This is a genomic window from Flavobacterium sp. AC274 (genome assembly GCF_979258275.1).
On sequence record NZ_OZ409852.1, the window covers coordinates 191,156 to 216,043 of the forward strand.

Consider the following 24,888-nt stretch of genomic DNA (forward strand, 5'->3'; position numbering starts at 1 on the left):
CCAAAAAAAATAGGGTTCAATAAAGTATTTGAAAAATGAAAATAGAAAAACGCTGGGTCATCTCCTTTATTATTATAAGTATTGTTTGTATTACAGGTGCATTTTGGCCAACAGTTACCGAAAATAGCTATGTAGCATCAGAATTTGGAACAACAGATCATATAGTTCCTGCCGATGTTGCCTGGATGTTGACTTCGTGTTGTCTGGTTTTAATCATGACGCCGGGATTATCCTTTTTTTATGGCGGAATGGTAGGCCGAAAAAATGTGATTTCGACCATGCTGCAAAGTTTCATTTGTTTGGGCGTTGTTACGCTTTTATGGGTTGTAGTTGCTTTTAGTCTGGCTTTTGGAGAACCGGTTGGTTTTGGCTCAGGAGATCACTTTTATAGTTTCTTCGGAAACCCAACCACTTTTGCTTTTATGGATTATGTGGGCGTTTTGCCTCATAAACAATTGGCAAACACGATTCCGTTTATGTTATTTGCATTGTTTCAAATGAAATTTGCGATTATTGCTCCAGCCATTATTACGGGTTCGTTTGCAGAACGTGTTCGATTTATCTCTTATTTACTATTCATTAGTTTATTTACGATTTTTATATACGCGCCTTTATGCCACTCAGTTTGGTATCCAACAGGTGTTTTAGGAAGTTATTTTGGCGTAAAAGATTTCGCTGGAGGAACCGTTGTACACATGAGTTCAGGATTTGCTGCTTTGGCAGGAGTTTTGGTTTTAGGAAAAAGAAAAAACAGTCAGCATATACCAACCAATATTCCGTTTGTATTATTAGGAACCGGAATGTTATGGTTTGGCTGGTTTGGTTTCAACGCCGGATCTGCACTTGCCGCGAATGGGACAGCCGCAATGGCTTTTGCCACAACAACAACTTCATCGGCTGCAGCCATGTTAACGTGGGTTTTCTTTGATCGAATGAATGGCAGAAAAGTTTCGGCTCTTGGCGCTTGTATTGGTGCTGTTGTTGGTTTAGTTGCCATAACGCCTGCTGCAGGTTTTGTATCGGTTCCGGAAAGTATGTTTTTCGGATTCATTACGGCTTTGGTTTCAAATTCGGTTGTAAATTGTCGCCTTTCAAAACGATTTGATGATACGCTTGACGTTTTTGCCTGTCACGGTGTTGGCGGAATTATGGGAATGATCTTAACTGCGATTTTCGCTCACGGCGAAGATGCAAGTTTACTTCACGGTGGCTGGAACGTATTTGCACATCATATGATGGCTTTAGTTTTGGTTTCGATATTTACTTTCTTTGGTGCTTATTTCTTGTTTAAAGTAACGAATTTCATTATTCCTCTTCGAGTTTCAGAAGAAAACGAACATATTGGATTGGATTTATCTCAACACGATGAAACGCTTGATCCAAAATTGAAACCAATTACGGAAGCGCATTACGGGTAATCATATTTTATTCGCCACGAATTCACGAATTTTATTTACAGTATGGGCAAATTAAAAATTCGTGAATTCGTGGCTAAAACAAAAATATAGCGGCTAAAAATTTTAAAAGCTAATTCAGCTATTTTCATTCGTTTATATTCCTTAATTTTGCCGAAAATTTTTGTACAAGTGGGAAGTAAAAATAAACTAAAAAGATTCAGGGAAAACGAAACATTTGAAAACGTTTTTCAACCAACCAGAGAAGAAGTTGTAGGCGATTTAATGCCTTTAAAAGGAAAATGGAACTCTGATTTCTTCAAAAATGATAATCCATTAGTTTTAGAATTAGGATGTGGAAAAGGAGAATATTCTGTTGGATTGGCAGAAAGATATCCAAACAAAAATTTTATCGGAATTGACATTAAAGGCGCGCGTTTCTGGAGAGGTGCAAAAACCGCTGTTGAAAACGGCCTACATAATGTTGCTTTTGTTCGAACTCAAATCGAATTGATCAATCATATTTTTGCTGATAATGAAGTGGATGAAATCTGGATTACTTTTCCGGATCCGCAAATTAAATACAAGAGAACAAAACACAGAATGACGAATTCTGAATTTTTGAAATTGTATAAAAAAATCCTTAAAAAAGACGGTGTTGTAAACCTTAAAACCGACAGCGAATTTATGCACGGCTATACACTGGGATTGCTTCACGGAGAAGGACATGAAGTTTTATATGCCAATCATAATGTGTATAAAAATGAAGGAAGTCCGGAAGAAGTTACTGCTTTTCAAACATTTTATGAAAAACAATATTTAGAAATTAATAAGGCAATTACGTATATTCGCTTCAAAATTAAAGATTAATTTAATTTTTGAAAACAAATTTACGAACATATTAAACAACTGAATGGCCTTACTTACTCCATTACTTTCAGGTTTTATTGCCGCTTTCATTGGAATTATCCCGCCTGGTTTGATTAACATGACGGCAGCCAAAATAAATTTGAAAGAAGGAAAAAAGAATGCCTTGTGGTTTGTTATTGGTGCCGTTTTAGTTATATTTTTTCAGGTTTTTGTAGCGGTTTTATTTGCACAGGTAATTGATAACCGACCAGATGTTGTAACTTTATTACGCGAGGTTGGTTTTGTAATTTTTGCTTTTTTAACGATTTACTTTTTATTTCTTGCCAAAGAACCAAAAACCAAAAAGAAATCGAAGATTAAAAAAAGCAGTAAAAAAAGCCGTTTCTTTTTAGGAATGTTACTTTCGGGGTTGAATTTTTTCCCGATTCCGTATTACGTTGTCGTGAGCGTTACTTTGGCTTCCTACCATCTTTTTGTGTTTGAAAACAACATTATTTTTACTTTTGTTTTAGGATCTGTTTTAGGATCTTTCGCAGCTCTTTACAGCTATGTTGCTTTCTTTGGAAGAATCGAGAAGAAAACCGATTATCTAATGCGCAACATGAATACAATTATTGGAAGCATTACAGGTTTAATTGCCGTCGTAACACTTTTTAATATTTTGAATTACTATTTCGGATAACTACAAATTAAAATTAAAAATTTAGGTTTTATAAAAATTGAACCATTAAGAAATTAAGAAAAATTAAGTTTCCCTTTGTAACTTCACTTTCTTAATTACCTTTTATATAAAATTTAAGTTTCGACTTAATGAAACTTAATGTCTTAATGGTAAATAATTTAAACTTATGGCTGAGGATAATTTTTTTGAAAAAGTTTATGCCATTGCAAGACAAATTCCGTACGGAAAGGTTACTTCATATGGCGCTATTGCGAAAGCCTTAGGAACCGCACGCTCTGCCCGAATGGTCGGCTGGGCCATGAACGCCTGCCATAATATGGACGATGTTCCTGCACATCGCGTTGTCAATAGAAAAGGGCTTCTTACGGGAAAACATCATTTTGACGGAACCAATTTAATGCAGCAGCTTTTGGAAAACGAAGGCATTAAAGTCGTCGATAATCAAATTATAGATTTTGAGAAGCATTTTTGGACTCCTGAAGTGGAATATTAATTTTCACCATATAAGTGATATGATCTCATTTTAGGATTTCCTGCAAGGTTTCCAAAACCTTGTAGGTTTGACTTTTAAATCAACTTTAATCTAAACAAAAAAACACTTTACGACAATATACCTACAAGGTTTTGAAAACCTTGCAGGAAAACGGATGGCAGAAATCATCAAATCAGGCAAATAACAAAACTAGTTTTATCTTCGTCTGTTTGGTAGCTTAAATAGCCGCCATGAGCTTCTATAATGTTTTTAGAAAGCGTTAAACCAATTCCGGCGCCGTCTTTTCTGGTGGTAAAAAATGGAAGAAAAACTTTGTCCCGAATTTCAGAATCGATTCCTTTTCCGTTGTCTGAGATTGTGATAAAAAAACGGTTGTTTTCTGTATAACTTGACAAAAACATTTTCTTTTCCTGTTTTTCTTTTAAGGCATAAATACTATTCGTAATCAAATTAATAATAACCTGTTCCATTTGGTTTTTATCAATTAAAATCGAACGCGAACTGTTAATGTCATTTACCAATTCAATGTTTTCCGCTTTTAAAATCGGATTCATGATTCGTAAACAATCTCCAAAAAGAGCATTTATTGGCGTCATTGCTTTTGTTGGCGTTGGCAGCATGGCCAATTTACGGTAGTTTTCTACAAAAACCTGTAAATGATCGCTTCGGTTTATTATGGTCGAAATACTGCTTTTAATGTCGTCAAAATCATCTTCTTCCAATTTCTCCTGATCTACAATTTGGAGCAAATTCTGCGAAAGCGCACGTATTGGCGTTAAGGAATTCATTAATTCGTGCGAAATAATCTTCATCAAATTGATCCAGGCTTCTTTTTCCTTTTTTTCAATTACACGCTGAATACTATCCAATAAAATGATGAAATATTCTTTGTTATAGGTTTTTGTAAGAGAGGTTTGCAAAATAAAAGTCTGCACATCCTGTTCTTCAATTTTAATCGAAATTGCTGATTTTAGTTCTGAAAATTCTGTTTTTTCAATTTCGCTGCAAAGCGATGGAAGATAATTTTTAAGGTATTTCCAATGACTCACTTTTGGAACTTTGAATAAATCTGAAAAACAATCGTTCATCAAAAAAATATTCCATTCTTCATTGTCTTTTTCGAGAATTAAAACGCCTGTTTCGATATTATTTAAAATCGATTGGTAAACAATTTCTTTTGATGTTTGTTCCTGTTGCTGCACTTTTAAACTTTCATATAAAAGATACATACTTTTAAAATTTTCGTTTTTATTTTCTTCCGGAAAATTGGTCGAAAAATCGTTTTGAAGCATCGAGAGCAATGTTCTGTCGTAAAAAAGCAATTGATTTTTGACATAAAAATACATTTCAAAAAGCATTACTAGAGCAAAAAGCCCAATCAAAATAGCATTGTAATAAAACATTTTATAAATTAAAAACACACAAATGAAAAAGAGAATCATAACAAATAAGATTCTCACAAATAAGGCGTTATAAAACTTCCAGTTTTTCATTGTTTTTTTCTTAATAATGCTGATGAAATTTAACCGCAAAGTTCGCAAAGGGTTTACGCAAAGTTCGCTAAACGTAGCTTTACGAACTTAATAAAGGCAATGCAAACACACCTAAAAAATACCTTGCGTGCTTTGCGGTAAAATTAATACTGTTTTTAAATATTTTTTAAGTCGTATTTCTCAATTCTTCGATACAAAGCGGCTCTTGACAAACCTAGTTCTTCGGCGGTTTTGCTGATATTTCCGTGGTGTTTGAATAATGCTTTTTCGATGGCGGTTTTTTCCATTTCTGATAACGGATTTTCGTCGTTTTCCTGAATTCCTTCAAAATCAAGAATATCCAGATCCTGCACAGAAATCGTATTATTATCGGCCAAAATCAAAGCTCGTTCGATCTTATTTTCCATTTCGCGGATATTCCCTTTCCACGGATATTTTTCTAAATATGGCGCAACATTATCCTCAAAATGCCAATCGGTTTGATTGTATTTTTCAGCAATTTGCTCTAAGATAAAATCTGCCATTGGTACAATATCATCTTTTCGTTCACGCAATGACGGCAAATGAATTTCCATTGTATTGATTCGGTACAACAAATCTTCTCGAAAGGTTTTATTTTTTACCTCAGTTTTAATATCGCTGTTTGTTGCTGCAATAATGCGAACATTCAACGGTCTGGCTTTGCTTTCGCCCAAACGTGTTACGGTTTTGGTTTGCAAAACATGCAATAATTTAGATTGCAAATGCAACGGAATATTTCCTATTTCATCCAAAAAAATAGTGCCGTTTTGTGCGGTTTCAAATCTTCCTGGCGTATCGGTTTTGGCATCGGTAAAAGCACCTTTGGCATAACCAAAAAGTTCGCTTTCGAATAAATTATCACTCAAAGAACCTAAATCAACATGTACAAAAGGCTGATTTTTTCGTTCTGAATTTTGATGAATAAACTCGGCAAAAACATATTTTCCTGTTCCGTTTTCTCCCAAAATCAAAACATTAGCCTCTGTTCTGGCTACTTTTTCTGCCATAGAATAAGCTTGTTTTATTTTGATGGAAGTTCCGGTAAAATAACGTTTTTCTGTTTTTTCAATTATTGTCTTCTTGGTATTCTTTCTGCTTTCGGCGACAGCCTTATCAATGGTTTCCAGTAATCTTTCGTTGTGCCAAGGTTTTAAAACATAATCAAAAGCGCCAATTTTTATACCTTCAACAGCGGTATCAATTTTACCAAAAGCAGTCATTAAAATCACAATGGTTTGCGGCGAAAGTGTTTTTATTTCTTTTAGCCAATGAATTCCTTCGCGCCCGTCTTCAAAACCAATTCGGTAATTCATGTCTAACAAAACCACGTTTATTTCATTTTCATTTAAAATAGAAATAATCTTTTTGGGACTATTCGCTGTAAAAATGGTTTCAAAATGTTTTTTGAGAATCATTTTTGCCGAAAAAAGAATTTCTTCCTGATCGTCAACAACTAATATTTGGGCTTGTTTTTTTCGCATGTTGTCTTTTTTGTCCGATTTTGAACGGTCAACTGTTCATTATCGAACACTCTTTTTTTGATTGTTTTTTAAAGCTCCTTTAAAATCAATGCTTTACAAATAATACTTTTTGTGGCACAATATTTACCTATTGATTATCAGTAAATTATTTAAAAAATGGACAAGGTAATTCCTCGTAAAAATAGAAAATTTAGGTATCTGACAATAGCAATTGCTGTTTTTTTAGTTTTGGCTGTGATCGTCTTTTTTTCTTTTAGCACTAAAAGAAGTTTAAATGTAAAAGCAGAAGAACTTACGGTTCAAAAAATTGAAAAAGAATTTTTTGAAGATTTTGTGGTTTTTCAGGCCAAAGTAGAACCTTTGAATGTAATGCTTGTAAACGTTACAGAAGGTGGTTCTGTAAAAGAGATTTTTGTAGAAAATGGTGCCATGGTAACTAAAGGGCAATCGCTGGCTCGTTTGTATAATCCGAATACGGAACTGAATTACCTGACTCAGGAAACGGCTATTATCGAGCAAATCAACAACTTGAATACCGGAAAACTGAATATTAGAAATCAGGAACTGAACTTAACCAAAGACTGGGTTTTGATAGAACACGATTATAATGACGCTAAAAGATTGTACGACATGAACTCGAAATTGTTTGCTAAAGATGTGATTTCGAAAAATGACTGGAATACTTTTAAAGAAAGTTTACGGTTTCAGGAAGAACGCAAAAAAACGATTCAGCAAAGTATTCAAAAAGAAAAACAATCTAATCAATTGCAAATTTCTCAAATCAACCGTTCTATTCAAACAATGGAAATGAGTTTGGATATTTTGAGAAATAACAAAAAGAATTTTTTGATTACTGCTCCGGAATCTGGTCGATTAACATCATTTGAACCTGTTTTGGGAAAAACATTTCAGGCGGGAGAAAGCATCGGAAAAATCGACTCTAAACAAGGTTATAAACTGATAGCCGAAGTAGATGAATTTTATTTGGAAAAATTAAGAGAAGGCTTAAAAGGACAGGTAGAATTTAAAGGAAGAATACTTGAAGTTTTGGTTACTAAAGTAATTCCGGAAGTAAAAAGCGGTCATTTTACAGTAGAACTGGCTTTTACATCTAAAGAAAACATCACTTTACAAGACGGACTTAGTTTTGGCGTGAAGTTGATTTTATCGGAGAAAAATAAAACGTTGGTTGTTCCTAAAGGAAGTTTTAATCAGGAAACCGCCGGAAAATGGATTTTTGTAGTAAAAGGCAATAAAGCAGAAAGAAGAAATATAAAATTAGGAAGAGAAAACCCTTCGTATTATGAAATTCTCGAAGGATTAAAAGAAGGCGAATCTGTCATTACTTCATCGTATTCTGATTATAAAGATATTGAAGAATTGTCGATTAGTAATTCGCAGCAATAGTTTTCAGTCACAGGCACAATTCATAATTCATAATTAATAATTAATAATTCACAACTAACAATTAATAATACGTTTCAATCATCAATCAAAAAACAATAACATTAAAAACCTAAAAAATATGATAACCATTCAAAATTTAACCAAAGTTTTTAGAACTGAAGAAGTAGAAACTTCTGCTTTAAGCGGGATTTCTTTAGAAATTAAAAAAGGAGATTTTTTAACGATCATGGGGCCTTCAGGTTGTGGAAAATCTACTTTATTAAATATCATTGGGCTTCTTGACAGTGCTACTGACGGAAGTTATAAATTATTAGACCAGGAAATGGTGGGTTTAAAAGAAAAAGGAAGAGCTAATGTTCGAAAAGAAAATATCGGATTCATTTTTCAGAATTTTAATCTAATCGATGAACTTTCTGTTTATGATAATATTGAATTGCCTTTGCTTTACAATAACGTAAAAGCATCTGACAGGAAACAAAAAATTGAAGCGATTGCTGAGAAACTGAATATTTCACACCGACTAAAACATTATCCGCAACAGCTTTCGGGAGGACAGCAACAACGTGTTGCCGTTGCAAGAGCTTTGGTAAATGACCCAAAAATTATTCTGGCCGATGAACCTACAGGAAATCTGGATAGCAAAAATGGTAATGAGGTAATGGAACTTTTAACAGATTTGCATGCTAAAGGTGCCACAATTTTGATGGTAACACACTCTGATTATGATGCTTCGTTTTCGCAAAAAACAATTCATATGAAAGATGGTGTAATATTCTCTGAAAAACTAAACCAGAGAAATGTTGATGTTTTTATGGACGCTAAATAAATATAAAATGATAAAATTTATTGTAACTGCAATCGTAATTCTGGTGGGATTTGTTTGCAAAGTATTGTCAATTATCTAACTAACCGTTTCTAAAATAATAAACTATGATTTTTAACTGGTTTAAAATATTTATATATCATTTAAGGCAAAACAAATTGTTTTCGTTTTTAAATGTTTTGGGATTAAGCATTGGGGTTGCCGGAGTAATTTTTGCCATTTTATATTGGAATAATGAAAATGCATACGATCAATGGAATCCTGAAAAAGAGAATGTATATCAGGTTCTTAATAAAATTGGTGCGACTGGTGATATTTGGGCATCAAGCTCTATCCCTTTTGGCCTCACCTGTAAAGCCACTATTCCTGAGATCGAATCCATTTCCTTTTATGATGGTTGGTATTATGAAGATATTATCAAGTATCAAAATCAAAAATGGATGGGTAAAAAAATAATCGTCGCCGATTACGATTTCTTTGGCACCTTTCCTTTTCCCATTGTAAAGGGGGCAAAAAAAGATATACTTAAAGAAAGGAATAGTGTCGCCATTTCGGAAGATGAAGCAAAACTAATTTTCAAGAATGAAGATCCTATTGGCAAAATTCTAATCAACGACAACAAGCCTTATGTTATAAAATCAGTTTACAAAATCATCAAACCTTCTTCTATCGAACCTAACTATGTCTTTGGCGGTCTATTGCGCGAGGGTGATCTAAATAGTTGGGGGAACTTCAATTACACTTTAATGATCAAAACCAAAAAAGGAGCTAATAAGGAGGCTGTTTTAAAGAAGATGCAAAATGTAAACTATGTCAATCGAACTTTAAAAGATGCCAAAGCAAGTGGTCAAACACCTGAACAATACGTAAAGGAAAATGGCGAGATTACAGTGATTCTGGATCAACTGGATCAAGCACGCTTACATGGATCAAAAACCTCTAGTAATAATAATTTCCCTGAAGGAAAAGGTAATCTGCAATTGCTTTATATCATGGTTGGTTTGTCTATTTTGATTTTAATTTTATCACTTGTCAACTATATCAATTTAGCCACCGCCTCTGCAATTAAACGTGCCAAAGAAGTGGGGGTTCGTAAAATCGTAGGAGCAAGCAAAACACAAATCATTACACAATTTATATTTGAAACAGCCATTATTGTAACCTTAGCCATTCTTTTTGCACTGGCGATAGTGGAACTTTCTTTACCCTATTACAACAACTTCCTCAAAAAAGCGTTGACCATGAATGGTGGTGAATTTTACCTACAACTTATTTTTATATTTGGATTAGTAATCGTTCTTGCAGGTATATTCCCAGCCATTTATATCTCCAATTTTGAAACCTTAAAAGTTTTAAAAGGGAATTTTTCCAGAAGTAAAAGCGGCATTTGGATTCGAAACTCTATGTTGATTTTCCAATTTGGTATTGCGGCCTTTTTTATCATTGGTGCTTTAATAGTCAACTCACAGGTCTCCTACATGATGAATAAAGATCTCGGTTTTAGTGGTGATCAGGTCATTCGAATTCCTTTCAAATCGGCAGACAGAAACAAAAGAATAGAAAAATACCTCGCCACCAAACAAGAACTCCTTAAATTATCAGGGGTTCAAGATGTATCTACTTTTGCAGGTTCTTTTGGGAACAGTACCAATTCAAGTTCAGGATTTACACACAACGGTATATTTGTACAACCCCGAAATGTTGAAATGGATTTCGGTTTTCTGGAAATGATGAAAATCAAGCTCGTTAAAGGCCGAGATTTATCTCCTAAATACGCCTCTGACACGATTAACAACTGGTTAATTAATGAGACCCTCGCTAAAAAATTAGGGCTTAAAAACCCAATCAACACCATCATCACTTCAGGTTGGGGAGATGAAAAAGGAAACCTGAAATTCAAAGTGGTAGGAGTTGTGAAAGACTTTCATATTACAGGACTTCAAAATAAGGTTCCGCCTATGGTTTTTATAAATATGAAAACTTTAAAATGGAATAATTTCGACAATGTTTATGTAAAAGTCTCCCCTACTAATTTAACAGAAACGCTTGCCAAATTAAAAACCTACTGGGAGAAAAACATCAATGCAGATTATCCTTTTGATTATGAATTTGTAAATAAAGGATTTGCAAAAACGTATCAGGAACAAGTAAAACAAAAAGATTTATTCTTCATTTTAAATCTTGTTGTTATTGTCATCGCTATTTTTGGTTTGTTTGCTTTGGCCTCTTTTTCAATGGAAAGACGATTGAAAGAAATCGCTATCAGAAAAACTTTGGGTGCTGAGACCGATGCTTTACTGAAAGAATTATCAAAACAATATATTGCTTTCTGCCTAATTGGTTTTGCAATTGGTGTAGTTCCAGCTTATATTTTATTGCAAAAATGGCTGGAGAATTTTGCTTTCAGAATTGGAGTTTCGGTTGTCCCGTTTACTATTGCGTTTATATCATTATTGGTTCTGACCTTATTAATTGTTTCGGCAAAAGCGTATCAGGTAACTAAAATAGATATTTTAAAGTATTTGAAATATGAATAAGAACTTGTAGACCATTTTTTTAAATACCCGTTAGATTTTATAAATCTAACGGGTATTTTTTATTCTTCTTAAAAATGAATATTGATCTATTTCATTACAACATCAGAATATAATAGTTTGTCAAGTTGTTTGTCTCTATCGTAAACATCTGCAAAAAAACTAATTTCGCCGGTTTCATCATTTACCCATGCGGTAAAATATCCGATATAAATTGGAATTTTGTTTTTAAGAACACAAGGCGTTTCTTTTTCTCCGCTCATTGCTTTGTCTATTTTTTCAACCGGCCAGTCAGGATTGTCTTTTAAAATTGCCAATGCTAATGGTTTTGCTTCTTTTACGTTTATACATCCGTGACTAAAGGTTCGTTTCTCAAATTCAAACAAACTCTTCGCAGGCGTATCGTGCAAATAAATATCATTGGGATTCGGGAACATAAATTTTACTAATCCCAGAGAATTTTTAGGTCCTGGTTTTTGTCGCACGCGACCTCCATTCCACTCCATATTATTTTCTTCCAGATAGTTTTTATCGCCCGCAATTTTGAGTTTTAATTCGTTATCTATTATACTCTGCGGAACGTTCCAATATGGGCTAAAAACTATTCTGTCCATCATTCCGCTAAAAATAACCGTTTCTGTCATTCTGGTACCCACAAAAACATCAGACACTATTTCGTATTTGCCATTTTTGACATAAAACAGCCTAAATGACGGAATATTAACCATTATATATTCATTTGCTTTGGCCAATTTTGTTGGTATCCAGCGGCAGCGTTCCATATTGAGCATAATAGTTCGAATTCTATTCGAAACAGGTTCATTCATTTGATCGATATGCTCTCTCGTTAATGTGTAATTTAATTTAAGTCCATATCTTTTTTTATAATTTAATATGCCTGCCATCATTTCTTCATCATAAACATTTCTTTTAGAGTCTTGTTTTAAATCTCCCACAACAAACAAACGTGTCCTGATTTGTCCTACCATTGCTGAGCTATCCATTGGTTTTAGCTCTTTGTATGTTGCACTATCAATATCAATTTTATTCCATAAGTTATTCTTTTCGATAGTTCTGTATTTTTTCAATACATCCTGAAGTTTATAATATTGACCAAATAAAAGATGTTCGTCCTGATTAAGTCGCGCGGGATCAACAATAAGAGAGTCTAATATTCTGGAATACGAAATGTTTTTGGTTGGCAAGTACCATCCTATTTTTTTCAGGGTTGCCGCATCTTCGCCAGAATAAACATTACTCGCGTAAAACACATACATGCTTGTTAATAGTAATTCGGTATTAATTTGAGAAGGTTTATCGGTAACATTTTCATTAAAAATCTCATCGATTTCATCTTTATAAGGCATCTTTTTCTCGATTCCCTGCTCTTTCAATAAATCGACTTTTTCATACAGCAAATGTCCGAATTCGCTAACTCTTTTATCGTCGTACCAAATTGTATTGTATTCTCTTTTTTTATAGAGTTCTAAAACATCTTTCTGGTATTTTTTTAACTTAGAATAGGTTTTGAAAAATTGCATAATAGAAACACTATCAACATTGAATCTTGTAAGTGATTTTTTAGGAAGCAAAGTATTCCCGATTAAAGGCAATTTATGAGGCAGATTCGGTTTTTCATTATTAGCAAAACCGGAAGAAGAAAATAAAAACCCCACTACGATAAATAAAAATAAGAAGGTAGAATTTCGCATTGTTTTATCTTTTTAAATTTTAGAAAAAAATCTTATTTAAAAAACAGCGAAAACTATAAAATACCATAAAATAAGCTTCCGTCTATCTTTTATAATAGTAGAAAATCAAAAAATTTAGGGTACTCAAAGATACAAAATAAATTGAAGAGCATTTTACCGCAAACTACAAAATCATACGAAAATTCACATTTATTAACATTTATAATCCATTAGAAAATAATTTAAATTATGATCTTCTTTTTTCTTACAATTCAAAACCAAAAATAAAAAATTCGATTGTATTGGTTTGAATAATCTCTATATCAACAAATCCAATACAAAAAAGCCAAAATCCGAACAGAATCATTTATCTTTGCAGTCTGAAATGAGTTTAAATAAAAACAGTATTTAAATTAATTTCAGTCCATACAAACACGACAATAAAATGAAATTAGACAGAAAAGAAATTCTTAAAGCTTTGGAAACAATTACCGTAGCTGGAGAAGGAAAAAATATGGTTGAAAGTGGAGCTGTTGCCAATGTATTAACTTTTGGTGACGAAGTTGTAGTCGATTTAGTATTACATACTCCGGCAATGCACATTAAAAAAAGAGCTGAAGATGATATCAAAAAAACAATTCTTGAATTGGTATCTCCAGAAGCAAAAATTAAAGTCAACATTAAAGTAGAAACTCCGGAGAAAAACGAAATTAAAGGTCGTGCCATTCCGGGAATCAAAAATATAATTGCCGTTGCCTCTGGTAAAGGTGGAGTTGGAAAATCTACTGTTACGGCAAATTTAGCGGTAACATTAGCAAAAATGGGATTTTCAGTTGGAGTTCTTGATGCGGATATTTACGGGCCATCTATGCCTATTATGTTTGATGTCGAAAACGAAAAACCGACTTCGATTATAGTTGATGGAAAATCTAAAATGAAACCTATCGAAAGTTATGAGATCAAAATACTTTCTATCGGATTTTTTACAGCTCCAAGCCAGGCTGTAATCTGGAGAGGACCAATGGCAGCAAAAGCATTAAACCAAATGATTTTTGATGCAGATTGGGGAGAATTAGATTTCATGTTAATCGATTTACCTCCGGGAACAGGAGATATTCATCTTTCGATCATGCAGTCATTGCCAATTACAGGAGCAGTTGTTGTAAGTACACCACAAGCGGTGGCTCTTGCCGATGCTAAAAAAGGAGTTGCCATGTTTATGCAGGACAATATTAATGTTCCTGTTTTGGGAATTATAGAAAATATGGCTTACTTTACACCGGAAGAATTACCTGACAATAAATATTATATTTTTGGTCAGGAAGGAGCTAAAAACCTTGCAGAAGATTTAGATGTTCCTTTCTTAGGAGAAGTGCCAATTGTACAATCAATTCGTGAAGCGGGAGACTATGGTCGTCCGGCGGCTTTACAAACAGCATCAGTAATTGAAACTATTTTTGAAGAAATTACCCGTAATGTTGTACAGGAAACGGTAAACAGAAATGAAAGCTTACCTGCTACCGAAGCTATTAAAATTACAACTATGGCAGGTTGTTCAGCAGTAAAGAAATAATTAGATAATGAGAAAATTAGATAATTAGATAGTGATATTTGGAGGATTTAAAATTTTCTAATTGCATTATCTAATTATCTAATTCGCTCTAATTGACACATAAATATTATGACAACAGAAGAATTAACAAGCAACGTATTATTGGCTCTTGACGAAATCAGACCTTTTTTAAATTCTGACGGAGGAGACATTACACTTATTTCTATAGACGATGACAAACATGTTAAAGTTCGTCTGGAAGGAGCGTGCATTAGCTGTAGCGTAAATCAAATGACGCTAAAAGCGGGCGTTGAAACTACTATAAAAAAATATGCTCCACAAATAGAAACAGTGGTAAATATCATGTAATAAACATAATTTTAAGGGTCACTAAGAAAATTCTGATTTAACAAGAATATTTGACCTTTAATGATTTTGATTTCGAAAAACTCAAAAAACATTCAAAAAAAAGCTTGTTTTTGCGATTTTATTAAAAAAGTATCTAAAGTTTTAAGATATTTCAGTAAGGTATTGTTACATTTTTAACTTAAATTTGTGACGTAACCCCTTAAACCGAAATATATGAAGAATTTTTACGCTCTATTTTTATTAATGTTTTTTGTTTCAGCGAGTTATGCTCAACAAAATGTAACAACACTCGTTGTTGACAAAGCTTATCTGAACGAAGCAGAAGAATGGTCTGATTTTACCTATTCAGGAAAAATTGTGTTCTCGACAAATTCAAATGAAGAAGAAGGAACTTTAAGAATTGGTAATTACGATTTTTTATATGATTTCTGCGACGGAAAAGCTAAATTTGCCAATAAAGCAACTTACAGCTCTGCAGAATTTTCACACCCAAGAAAAGTTTCTGTTAGCACCGATAAACAAGGTGTTGTAAACTCAACTTATGAAGGAACGCTAATTTTCCAGGCTGATAGAGATTATTACTCAGTGATAGCTGTTGTAACTTTATTAGAAAAAAACGGTTATATTCTGGGTGTAAAAATGCGCCAAAAAGAAGGAAACAAAAAAGAATACGCGTTTAGTACAAAACCAGGCAGTTAAAATAAACAAAAAGGATTTTTTCACGTTATTAAATCCTAAATCAGAAAAATTCCAACATTAAAAATGGATGTATTAATAAAGATTAAAGATCGAGAAGGAGTTATACACGAGTTACAAGCTCCAACTGATATGGCAATGAATATAATGGAGTTATGCAAGGCATACGAACTTCCTGTTGAGGGAACCTGCGGAGGAATGGCCATGTGTGCTTCTTGCCAGTGTTACGTTCTAAATGATGTTGCATTACCTGAAATGGGAGATGAGGAAGAAGCCATGCTTTCGGAAGCGTTTTATGTTAAATCTAATAGCCGTTTAGGTTGTCAGATTCCAATTACGGAGCAATTAGAAGGTCTGGAATTAGAACTGGCACCTGAATATTAAGAATAAATTACAATATTTTAAAATTCCAAATTCCAATAGTGCTGGTCGTTCTATTGGAATTTTTTATTTGAAGCTAATTCTAGAATATTTAAAAAAGCGGGGATTTTTTATACTTCTCGCTTTTTTTATGTCTGTCAATAAGTTAAACCGGACAGTCCCGAAGCCTCGGGATAAAAACCTGTCCGGTTTGCCAAAGAAACTGAACTTTATTTATCAACAAAAAAACCGTAATCACATTGCTGCAATTACGGTCTTTCCTTTATAACAATTTTCTTTAATCTCTAGTTTATACCAAACCTGCCTGAATTAAATATTCAGCAATTTGAATCGTGTTTGTCGCAGCTCCTTTTCTTAAGTTATCAGCAACAATCCACATGTTTAATGTGTTTTCCTGGCTTTCGTCACGACGAATTCTACCCACAAATACATCATTTTTACCTTCTGCATACAATGGCATTGGGTAAGTAAATGTGTCCAAATTATCCTGAACCACTACTCCATCAGTATTGTGCAAAATTTCACGTACTTCGTTTACATCAAAATCATTTGTAAACTCAACATTTACCGCTTCACTGTGTCCACCAACAACTGGTACACGAACTGCAGTAGCCGTAACTCTAATGGTATTATCACCAAGAATTTTTTGAGTTTCGCGAACTAATTTCATTTCTTCTTTAGTGTATCCGTTCTCTTCGAAACTATCACAATGTGGAATCGCATTTCTATGGATCGGGTATTTGTATGCCATTTCTCCCTGAACTCCTGCGTATTCATTTTCTAATTGTCTAACTGCTTTTACACCCGTTCCGGTAATAGATTGGTAAGTAGAAACAATGATTCTTTTAATGTTGTATTTTTTGTGCAAAGGTGCCAATGCCAAAACCATTTGAATAGTAGAGCAGTTTGGATTTGCAATAATTTTATCTGCACTTGTCAAAGTATCTGCATTGATTTCCGGCACTATTAATTTTTTAGTCGGATCCATTCTCCATGCCGACGAATTATCAATAACGGTTGTTCCGGCAGCAGCAAATTTTGGAGCCCATTCTAATGATGTATCTCCTCCTGCAGAAAAAACAGCAATATCAGCTTTCATATCAACTGCTGTTTGCATCCCTACAACCTTATATTTTGTTCCTTTATATTCAATTTCTTTTCCTATTGATTTTTCAGATGCAACAGGAATTAATTCTGTAACAGGAAAATTTCTTTCTGCCAACACTTTAAGCATTACTTCGCCAACCATACCAGTGGCACCTACAACCGCTATTCTCATTTTTATATTTTTAGTATGAATTAAATCTAATTTATAATGCAAAAGTATACATAATAAAAGTCAAAACAAGGTGCTTCACAAAAAATAACAAAATGTTACAAATTAAACAAAATAAAAAAACCGCCTCAATAAAGAAGCGGTTAAGTTAGACTTAGTGTAGCGGTATATTATATTATTGTTTATTTTTTAATAAATCCCTAATTTGAATAAGAAGCTCTTCCTGCGTTGGTCCTGCCGGAGCAGCTGGTGGCGGAACTTCTTTCTTTTTAATATTATTTATTCCTTTAATGATTAAGAACAAAACAAAAGCCACAATTATAAAGTTAATTACTGCCGAAAGAAACAAACCATACTTTACGCCTCCAAAAGCCGTAAGCTCTTCGATAGTAGATAAATGTGCCGCATCAAGAGCAGGTTTCAATATTAAAGGCGTAATTACATTTTCGATTAATGAGCTTACAATTTTGCCAAAAGCAGCTCCAATAATAACACCGACAGCCAAATCGACTACGTTGCCTTTCATTGCAAATTCCTTAAATTCAGAAAATATTCCCATAACTGTTCATTTTATTTGTAATTAATAGATATCGAAAATACGGAATTTTCTTTAAAGTTACAGCAAACTATCTGAAAAATACCCTTTTTACACGTTGAGAAATACTAGTCAGAATTTCATAAGGAATTGTTTTTAAAGCATCTGCAATCTCTGTTACTGTTGGGCTTTCGCCAAAAATAATAACCGAATCTCCTTCTTTACAATCAATTTCGGTTACATTAACCATTAACATATCCATACAAACACTACCTACAATTGAGGCTTTTTGATTTTTAATGACAACATAACCTACCTCATTTCCCCACAAACGTGAAATTCCGTCTGCATAGCCAATTGGAATTGTCGCAATTTTAGTAGGTTTCTCTGCCATAAAACGGCGTCCGTAACCTACGCTATCGCCTGCCGGAATCGTGCGAACCTGAGAAATAATCGATTTTAAAGTTCCTACGTTTTCCAGGTATTTTTGTTCTGCAGGATCGTTTGAAACCCCATATAAACCAATTCCTAAACGAACCATATTAAATTGCGCATCAGGAAAATTGCTAATTCCAGAAGTGTTCAGAATATGACGAATTGGATTAATATTTAATTCTGAAATTAATTTTGATGATAATTTTTCGAATAACTTAATTTGAGAAATTACAAAATCATAATGATTCATATCATCACTTGTTGCCAAATGTGATAAAACACTTTGCACTTTAACGGTTGTGTTTCCTTTTAAGGTTTCAATTAATTCGGTTAATGTATTTTCTTCAAAACCCAAACGATGCATTCCGGTATCGAGTTTTATGTGAATCGGAAAATCTTTTAGATTCTTTTCTCGTGCGATTTTTAAAAAGGCATTTAATCCTTTTACACTATAAATTTCAGGTTCTAACTGATATTGAATAATCGATGGAAAACTCGTCGATTCCGGATTTAAAACCATAATTGGCAATTTAATTCCACCATTTTTAAGCGAGATTCCTTCATCGGCGAAAGCCACACCCAAATAATCGACTTTATGATGTTCCAGCAATTTGGCAATTTCCAAACCACCGTTTCCATAACCAAACGCTTTTACCATTACCATGATTTTTACATCACTGGCCAATTTAGATTTAAAAAAATTTAAGTTATGACTAATCGAATCAAGATTAATTTCGAGAATCGTTTCATGTGTTTTCTCTTCTAGTAAAGTCACGATTTCTTCAAACTGAAATGATCTTGCCCCTTTTATTAAAATAGTTTCATTGGCAAAATTCAGGCTTTCAAAATGCGCAATAAACTCTGCTGTATTTTGAAACGTAATACAATTGGAAAACTTGTTTTTAAAAGATGAAATCGTTGTTCCGATGCCAATAACGCGATTTACTTTATTGTCTGAAATAAGCTGGGCAACTTTAGAATATAATTCTTCATTTGAAAATCCGCTTTGAAAAATATCTGATAAAATAACCGTTTTTGAAGCATTCTTTTTTTGACTTTCCAGAAAATCCAACGCGATTTTCAGCGATTGAAAATCGGAGCTGTAACTATCATCAATAATACTGCAGTTGTTGATTCCGTTTTTAACTTCCAGGCGCATTTCTACCGGATATAGCATTTGCATGCGATTTTGAATTGTTGCAGAATCATACTCAAAATGAAGCAAAACCAGCAAACAAGAAATAGCATTTTCTATTGAAGCAGAATCCTGAAACGGAATTTCAAGATCGAAAATTTCATTTTTATATTGATATTCAATACGTGTTTTATCGTTTCTATTTTCTTTTTTCAGAATAAAAACATCTGCGGTTTGGTCCCTAAAACTCCATGAAAAAAGTTTTCGCGGATGAAGCATATATTCTGCCGCAAATTGTGACATACAGGAATCAACAGTTTCATTTTTTTGATAAATAATTACCGGACAATCTTTAAACAAAAGCAGTTTTTCGTCAATCTTTTGCACTAAATTTAAAAAACCTTCATCGTGCGCCGTACCAATATTGGTCAGCACGCCAATTGTTGGTTTAATAATTTTTTCGAGTTTGTCCATTTCGTTAACCGTCGAAATTCCAGCTTCGAAAATACCCAAATTGTGTTTTTCGTTTATCGCAATTACAGAAAGCGGAACGCCAACTTGTGAGTTGTAACTTTTTGGACTTCTGATAATATTATAATCCGGACTTAGTAAAAAATTAAGCCATTCTTTTACAATCGTTTTTCCGTTGCTTCCGGTCAGGCCGATGATTGGAAAATCGAAAAGGTGTCTGTAATAAGCCGCAAAATGCTGCAATGCATTTAAAGTGTTTTTTACAACCAGAAAATTGGCTTTTCTCTCGCAATTTTCAGGAATATACTGCACAACAAAATTCTGAACACCTTTGTCTATAAGTTCTGAAATATATAAATGAGCATCATTATTTATCCCAGATAGGGCAAAAAATAAAGTTTGCGATCCGTTTTGCAACGAACGGCTGTCAATCGAAATATGATCGATAAAAATAGCAGTTTCAGTACCAATCCATTTGGCTTCAAGAACTGATACAAGGTTTTTTAAATTTATGCTCATTTTGGAAATTTCTTTTGTCAAATTTAAAAAAAGGTTTGCCACTAATTTCACAAATTTTCCCGAATTATTTTTCACGCAGATTTAAAAAAGATTTTAGCAGATGCACACAGATTTTTATTTATCAAATCTGCAGAATCTGCGTGAAACAAATATTGAAATAGATGCGCCACGAATTTCACGAATTAGCACGAATTTTTATTTGCCACAGATTAAAGGATTAAAAATGATTTCACAATCTGTGAGAATCTTTTAATCTGTGGCTAACATTTTTTAATCGCAAAGAATTAGTGAAAATTCGAGTAATTAGTGGCAAAAAAAAATATTTCCCTATATTTGTGAAGACCTCAAATTAAAGATTTTGAAAAAAATACTCCCGATATTCTCCTATATATTGCATCCGATTTTTATTTCGATGTATGCTACTTTATTTTATTTGTTTTGTAAAGGTGATATTTTTACAAATCAGGAGAAATATTATGTTTTATTTCAAATTCTGATTATTACAATTTTGGTTCCCATATTATTTTTTATGCTCCTTCGCTCAACGGGACATGTAAAATCTGTAATGGTTCATGAAACTTCGCAACGCAAAATTCCGCTTATTTTACAATGTTTTCTTTATATTTTATTGGTAAAAAGAAGCATTGTTATTATGCGTTATCCTGAATTACATTTCTTTTTTCTTGGTGCTTTGTTCAGTACAATTTTGGCTTTAATAGGATCCCTTTTCAAAATAAAGGCAAGTTTGCACATGATGGCAATTAGCGGATTTACTGTTTTTGTTATCGGGTTAAGCATTCACTTGCAAATGCAAAATCCTTATTGGACTGCGTTGATGGTTTTCCTGACGGGAATTGTAGCATCATCAAGATTAGTTATGGAAGCGCACACAAATAAAGAGCTGCTTATTGGTTTGGCACTTGGTATATTTCCGCAAATGCTCTTTTTATATCTGTGGCTATAAAATATAAAATATCAATCCCGCATTTAAGGTTCTAACATCTATTTTTTGTCCAGAAGTAGTAATTACGTCTTTAAACAAAGGATTTAATCCGTAATTAAGGTAAACATTCCAGGTATTGTAACCTGCAGCGAGATAAACGCCATATTGAACTTTATTTATATTCGGATTATTTTTAACTACATACTTCTCTTCGCCATTGTCTAAAACAGATTTATTAGAAAAGACATAACTAATTTTAAATCCTCCATAAATTCTCCAAAATCTATAACTTTCATAAGTGGAATTTCTCCATCGAAATTCTATTGGAAGATCGACCAAATATTGTCTGTATCTATTTGAAGTAATATCATTATAGTCACTTACGGCATAAGCCAAACCTCCGTCGGGCAGTTTAGAAATAGTAAGATTTTGAAAATAATTCTGATAGCTTAATCCTAAACCTGTAGCAATTGCAACGGTTCTTTTTTTATTAATTGGCATGTCGCGCAAAAATCCTGCAGAAAGTCCTGCAGAAAATTTATTTTGTTTAAGGCCTTCCGGGATCTGGGTTAACAAATTATAAGTGATCGAAAAATAAAACTGATCTTCACGATATAATGAATCGATTTTTACAATCGGTTCTATTTTAGGTTTTGTTTCTTCCTGAGAAAAAACACTAAAAAACGACATTATAAATAAACAACTAAAAAGGAATCGCATATCGTATTTTGGTTTTAAGGATGTTCTCAAGTAAACGTTTTTTAGAGTTGATTTATTTCACTTACAAATATAATATAATGCTGGCTCAAGAAGTGAATTAACACGAAATTATTCTTTTTTTCGCTACGAATAAATTCTTTCATTGCACTATTTTCAATAAATCAGTAATAGAATCAAAAAAACAAATCGATTATTCATTGCTCTTTTATACCTTTGTCATGCATGAAAAAAAAGCAGCTCATATTAAGTGTTTCTTTGGCGCTGACAGTATTGTTCTCAATATTGTTTCAGTCGATACACAGTTATGAGCATATTGTAAAGCAGCTTTCAGAGAAACAATGTCATCATGATTATAGTGATCCAAACGGAGAAATAACGCATCAGCATCATGATTATGATTTGTGTTATGTTTGTCATTTTGCTTTTGGAAGTTATATTATTCCAGAAGAATTTTCATTTCAACTTTATACTTTACACAAAGAAATTCCTTATTTCTTTACACGTTCAGAAAAAATATTTTCATTTTCAGAAAGTGCTTATTTATTACGTGGTCCGCCCGCAGCTTTAGTTTCTTAATTTCGATTATTCGAAAAAATCAAAAAAGTCTTTATTCTAATGCGAAACAGGCAAGTTTTCCATCTTGAAAATGTATCAGGATTGGCAAGTTTACTTTGATTTCATGTTTTAGTTTAAAGAAAAAATCAATTAACTATAGCATCATTTTCAAATGAAAAAAATAATATTAGCTCTTATTTTAGGGTTTTCGAGCCTGCTTTCGGCTCAAAATTCTGTTTCAGGAACCGTAACAAATCTTGAAAACCAAGCCATGCCCGGCGTTTCTGTATATGCGCCTGAATTGCACAGAGGAACAACCACTGACGAAAACGGAAAATACGAATTTAAAAATCTTCCAAACGGAAGTTTACGACTTGCTTTTGCTTTTGTTGGATATACAACTCAAAACAAAACCATTTCCAAAATATTAAAAGACAACACTTTAGATATAATCCTTACCGAATCTATTTTTGAAATGGATGAAGTAGTCGTTTCAACTCCTTTCAACAAATTGCAATCGCAAAACGTTATGAAAGTCGAGCATGAAAGCATCAAAACATTACAGCAAAAAGGAACTTCGACGTTAATCGAAGGTTTGGCAACGATTCCCGGAGTTTCTCAAATTTCTACCGGAACTTCTATCGGAAAACCGGTTATTAGAGGTTTAAGCGGAAATCGTGTTTTGGTATATTCTCAAGGTGTAAGAATTGAAAATCAACAATTTGGAGACGAACATGGTTTAGGTTTAAACGATGCGGGAATTGAAAGTGTTGAAGTTATCAAAGGACCGGCTTCTTTATTATATGGCTCTGATGCTTTGGGAGGAGTTTTATATTTTAATCCTGAAAAGTTTGCTGATGCCGGGACTTTTAAAGCGAATTTCAGTCAAAAATATTTCACGAATACACAAGGAAGCAATTCATCTATTGGATTAAAAACTTCTACAGACAACTGGAAATTTTTAGCTAGAGGAAGTTACAACACACATTCTGATTATAAAATTGCCGATGGCGATCGCGTAACAAATTCACGTTATAATGAAACCGATTTTAAAACCGGAATTGGATACAGTAATTCCAGCTTTTCTAGTGTTTTAAGATACAACTACAATAAACTGGATATCGGAATTCCGGAAGACGGAATTGGTGAACAATCTTCAAGCAAAGACACACAATTTCCAAGACAGGGAATTTTCAATCATTTGTTGAGTTTAAACAATGTAATCTTTTTCAAAAATTCGAAACTAGATGTTGATTTGGGATACATTTCAAATGACAGAAGTGAATTTGAAGACAGCAACGAGGCTTCTTTACACATGAGACTGAATACTTTAAATTATAATGCAAAATATCATTTTCCGAAATTTGGTAAAATTGAAACGATTTTAGGTGTTCAGGGAATGCACCAAACGAACAAAAACTCTGGTGAAGAATATTTGATTCCGGATGCTACAACAAATGATTTTGGTGTTTTTGGAACTGCCAATTACGAATGGAATAACAGCGTTTTACAAGCCGGATTGCGTTTTGACAACAGAAACGTAACTTCTGAAGCGCACGGAACTGAAGGCGAAGAAGGTTATTTTCTTCCTTTAGACAAATCATTTGACAGTTTTAATGCTTCTCTTGGATATAAAACAAAATTGGCTGAACCTTTAACACTTCGATTAAATGTTGCGACTGGTTTTAGAGCGCCAAATCTTGCTGAGTTAACTTCAAACGGCGTTCACGAAGGAACAAACCGTTATGAAATTGGAAATGCTAATTTGAAAACTGAACAAAATGTTCAGACTGATTTGAATTTAGAATATAAAAATTCGCATTTTGAATTCTTTATCAACGGATTTTACAATCACATCAACAATTACATTTATACTTCGCCAACCGGAGATGTTTTAGACGATAATGATGTTTTTGCCTATATTCAGGATAATGCAAAATTATACGGAGGTGAAGTTGGTTTACATTTTCATCCACATCCTTTAGACTGGTTGCATTTTGAAACTAGTTTTGAAACGGTTACGGGTAAAAAAGACAACAATGATTATTTGCCTTTGATTCCGGCAAACAACTGGAACAATACGCTAAGAACCGAATTTAAAATCAAAAATTGGTTTGAAGAAGGATATGCTTCTTTAAACGTTTCTTCGACATTTGATCAAAGTAATGTAAGTGGTTTTGAAACGGCTTCAAAAGGATATACTTTAGTAAATTTAGGTTTTGGAGGAACAGTAAAATTGGGTAAAACTGCTTTTGATGTAAACCTGAACGGAAACAATTTATTCGATAAAAAATATATCGCACATCTTTCGAGATTAAAAACTGACGGTGTACCAAATATTGGAAGAAATATTGTGTTAGGAGTAAACTTCAATATCTAATTTTTTTAAAACCATATAAGTTATATAAGTTC

The 24,888-nt window shown here is 33.3% G+C and carries 21 protein-coding genes; 14 read left to right on the forward strand and 7 right to left on the reverse strand.

The annotated features are described in order from the left end of the window. Window positions 1-35: 35 nt before the first annotated feature. The 4 genes from ACZZZT_RS00850 (at window position 36) to ACZZZT_RS00865 (ending at window position 3,439) form a co-directional block, all read left to right on the forward strand. Window positions 36-1,418 carry an ammonium transporter gene (locus ACZZZT_RS00850; RefSeq protein ID WP_463459126.1) on the forward strand — a complete coding sequence of 461 codons (1,383 nt, stop codon included), beginning with the start codon at window positions 36-38 and terminating at the stop codon, window positions 1,416-1,418. 168 nt (window positions 1,419-1,586) lie between these two features. Then, on the forward strand, window positions 1,587-2,264 hold the full coding sequence (trmB, locus tag ACZZZT_RS00855) for a tRNA (guanosine(46)-N7)-methyltransferase TrmB (protein ID WP_029271659.1): 678 nt from the start codon (window positions 1,587-1,589) through the stop codon (window positions 2,262-2,264). Between the two features lie 43 nt (window positions 2,265-2,307). Next, window positions 2,308-2,946, forward strand: a complete 639-nt coding sequence (locus ACZZZT_RS00860; RefSeq protein ID WP_073394716.1) for a LysE family transporter — start codon at window positions 2,308-2,310, stop codon at window positions 2,944-2,946. A gap of 166 nt (window positions 2,947-3,112) precedes the next feature. Then, on the forward strand, window positions 3,113-3,439 hold the full coding sequence (locus tag ACZZZT_RS00865) for an MGMT family protein (protein WP_073394714.1): 327 nt from the start codon (window positions 3,113-3,115) through the stop codon (window positions 3,437-3,439). 167 nt (window positions 3,440-3,606) lie between these two features. Here ACZZZT_RS00865 and ACZZZT_RS00870 read toward each other — a convergent pair whose 3' ends face one another. Both ACZZZT_RS00870 and ACZZZT_RS00875 read right to left on the reverse strand, forming a co-directional pair. After that, a complete protein-coding gene (locus ACZZZT_RS00870) occupies window positions 3,607-4,932 on the reverse strand; it encodes a sensor histidine kinase (RefSeq protein WP_463459127.1) in 1,326 nt (441 codons plus the stop codon). 155 nt (window positions 4,933-5,087) lie between these two features. Continuing rightward, complete coding sequence (locus tag ACZZZT_RS00875) at window positions 5,088-6,434, reverse strand: sigma-54-dependent transcriptional regulator (protein WP_463459128.1); 1,347 nt, start codon at window positions 6,432-6,434, stop codon at window positions 5,088-5,090. 156 nt (window positions 6,435-6,590) lie between these two features. On the opposite strand from ACZZZT_RS00875, the gene ACZZZT_RS00880 reads away from it, so the two are divergent. The 3 genes from ACZZZT_RS00880 to ACZZZT_RS00890 all read left to right on the forward strand — a co-directional run bounded on the left by ACZZZT_RS00880 (window position 6,591) and on the right by ACZZZT_RS00890 (window position 11,201). After that, the gene (locus ACZZZT_RS00880) at window positions 6,591-7,841 is read left to right on the forward strand and encodes an efflux RND transporter periplasmic adaptor subunit (protein WP_463459129.1); all 1,251 of its coding nucleotides are present in this window, start codon (window positions 6,591-6,593) and stop codon (window positions 7,839-7,841) included. A gap of 118 nt (window positions 7,842-7,959) precedes the next feature. Continuing rightward, window positions 7,960-8,667 carry an ABC transporter ATP-binding protein gene (locus ACZZZT_RS00885; RefSeq protein ID WP_073394706.1) on the forward strand — a complete coding sequence of 236 codons (708 nt, stop codon included), beginning with the start codon at window positions 7,960-7,962 and terminating at the stop codon, window positions 8,665-8,667. A gap of 104 nt (window positions 8,668-8,771) precedes the next feature. Then, complete coding sequence (locus ACZZZT_RS00890; protein WP_463459130.1) at window positions 8,772-11,201, forward strand: ABC transporter permease; 2,430 nt, start codon at window positions 8,772-8,774, stop codon at window positions 11,199-11,201. A gap of 86 nt (window positions 11,202-11,287) precedes the next feature. On the opposite strand, the gene ACZZZT_RS00895 is transcribed toward ACZZZT_RS00890, so the two are convergent. Then, the gene (locus ACZZZT_RS00895; RefSeq protein ID WP_073394701.1) at window positions 11,288-12,910 is read right to left on the reverse strand and encodes a L,D-transpeptidase family protein; all 1,623 of its coding nucleotides are present in this window, start codon (window positions 12,908-12,910) and stop codon (window positions 11,288-11,290) included. Between the two features lie 424 nt (window positions 12,911-13,334). Here ACZZZT_RS00895 and ACZZZT_RS00900 point away from each other — a divergent pair, with 424 nt between their 5' ends. The 4 genes from ACZZZT_RS00900 (at window position 13,335) to ACZZZT_RS00915 (ending at window position 15,890) form a co-directional block, all read left to right on the forward strand. Next, a complete protein-coding gene (locus ACZZZT_RS00900; RefSeq protein WP_463459131.1) occupies window positions 13,335-14,462 on the forward strand; it encodes an Mrp/NBP35 family ATP-binding protein in 1,128 nt (375 codons plus the stop codon). A 108-nt stretch (window positions 14,463-14,570) separates the two neighbouring features. Further along, a complete protein-coding gene (locus ACZZZT_RS00905; protein WP_026982674.1) occupies window positions 14,571-14,810 on the forward strand; it encodes a NifU family protein in 240 nt (79 codons plus the stop codon). Between the two features lie 213 nt (window positions 14,811-15,023). Beyond that, the gene (locus ACZZZT_RS00910) at window positions 15,024-15,509 is read left to right on the forward strand and encodes a hypothetical protein (protein WP_463459132.1); all 486 of its coding nucleotides are present in this window, start codon (window positions 15,024-15,026) and stop codon (window positions 15,507-15,509) included. Window positions 15,510-15,572: 63 nt separating this feature from the next. Beyond that, window positions 15,573-15,890: a 2Fe-2S iron-sulfur cluster-binding family protein gene (locus tag ACZZZT_RS00915; RefSeq protein ID WP_042563328.1), complete on the forward strand. Its 318-nt coding sequence runs from the start codon at window positions 15,573-15,575 to the stop codon at window positions 15,888-15,890. 286 nt (window positions 15,891-16,176) lie between these two features. Here the strand turns inward: ACZZZT_RS00915 and ACZZZT_RS00920 are convergent, their stop codons facing one another. From ACZZZT_RS00920 to ACZZZT_RS00930, 3 genes are all read right to left on the reverse strand, one after another. Further along, the gene (locus tag ACZZZT_RS00920) at window positions 16,177-17,166 is read right to left on the reverse strand and encodes an aspartate-semialdehyde dehydrogenase (RefSeq protein WP_073395027.1); all 990 of its coding nucleotides are present in this window, start codon (window positions 17,164-17,166) and stop codon (window positions 16,177-16,179) included. Between the two features lie 172 nt (window positions 17,167-17,338). After that, window positions 17,339-17,722, reverse strand: a complete 384-nt coding sequence (gene mscL, locus ACZZZT_RS00925) for a large conductance mechanosensitive channel protein MscL (protein WP_073394697.1) — start codon at window positions 17,720-17,722, stop codon at window positions 17,339-17,341. A gap of 67 nt (window positions 17,723-17,789) precedes the next feature. Further along, window positions 17,790-20,258 (reverse strand): bifunctional UDP-N-acetylmuramoyl-tripeptide:D-alanyl-D-alanine ligase/alanine racemase, encoded by a 2,469-nt coding sequence (locus ACZZZT_RS00930; RefSeq protein WP_463459133.1) that lies wholly within the window; start codon window positions 20,256-20,258, stop codon window positions 17,790-17,792. A 358-nt stretch (window positions 20,259-20,616) separates the two neighbouring features. Here ACZZZT_RS00930 and ACZZZT_RS00935 point away from each other — a divergent pair, with 358 nt between their 5' ends. Then, window positions 20,617-21,222, forward strand: coding sequence for a hypothetical protein (locus ACZZZT_RS00935; protein ID WP_463459134.1), 606 nt, complete (start codon window positions 20,617-20,619; stop codon window positions 21,220-21,222). Here the strand turns inward: ACZZZT_RS00935 and ACZZZT_RS00940 are convergent. Further along, window positions 21,217-21,951 (reverse strand): porin family protein, encoded by a 735-nt coding sequence (locus tag ACZZZT_RS00940; protein WP_463459135.1) that lies wholly within the window; start codon window positions 21,949-21,951, stop codon window positions 21,217-21,219. The genes ACZZZT_RS00935 and ACZZZT_RS00940 overlap by 6 nt on opposite strands. A gap of 192 nt (window positions 21,952-22,143) precedes the next feature. Here ACZZZT_RS00940 and ACZZZT_RS00945 point away from each other — a divergent pair, with 192 nt between their 5' ends. Both ACZZZT_RS00945 and ACZZZT_RS00950 read left to right on the forward strand, forming a co-directional pair. Beyond that, complete coding sequence (locus ACZZZT_RS00945) at window positions 22,144-22,497, forward strand: hypothetical protein (RefSeq protein WP_042563325.1); 354 nt, start codon at window positions 22,144-22,146, stop codon at window positions 22,495-22,497. A gap of 151 nt (window positions 22,498-22,648) precedes the next feature. Further along, entirely contained in the window at window positions 22,649-24,856 is a 2,208-nt protein-coding gene (locus ACZZZT_RS00950) for a TonB-dependent receptor (protein ID WP_463459136.1), read from the forward strand. The last annotated feature ends 32 nt before the right edge of the window (window positions 24,857-24,888 follow it).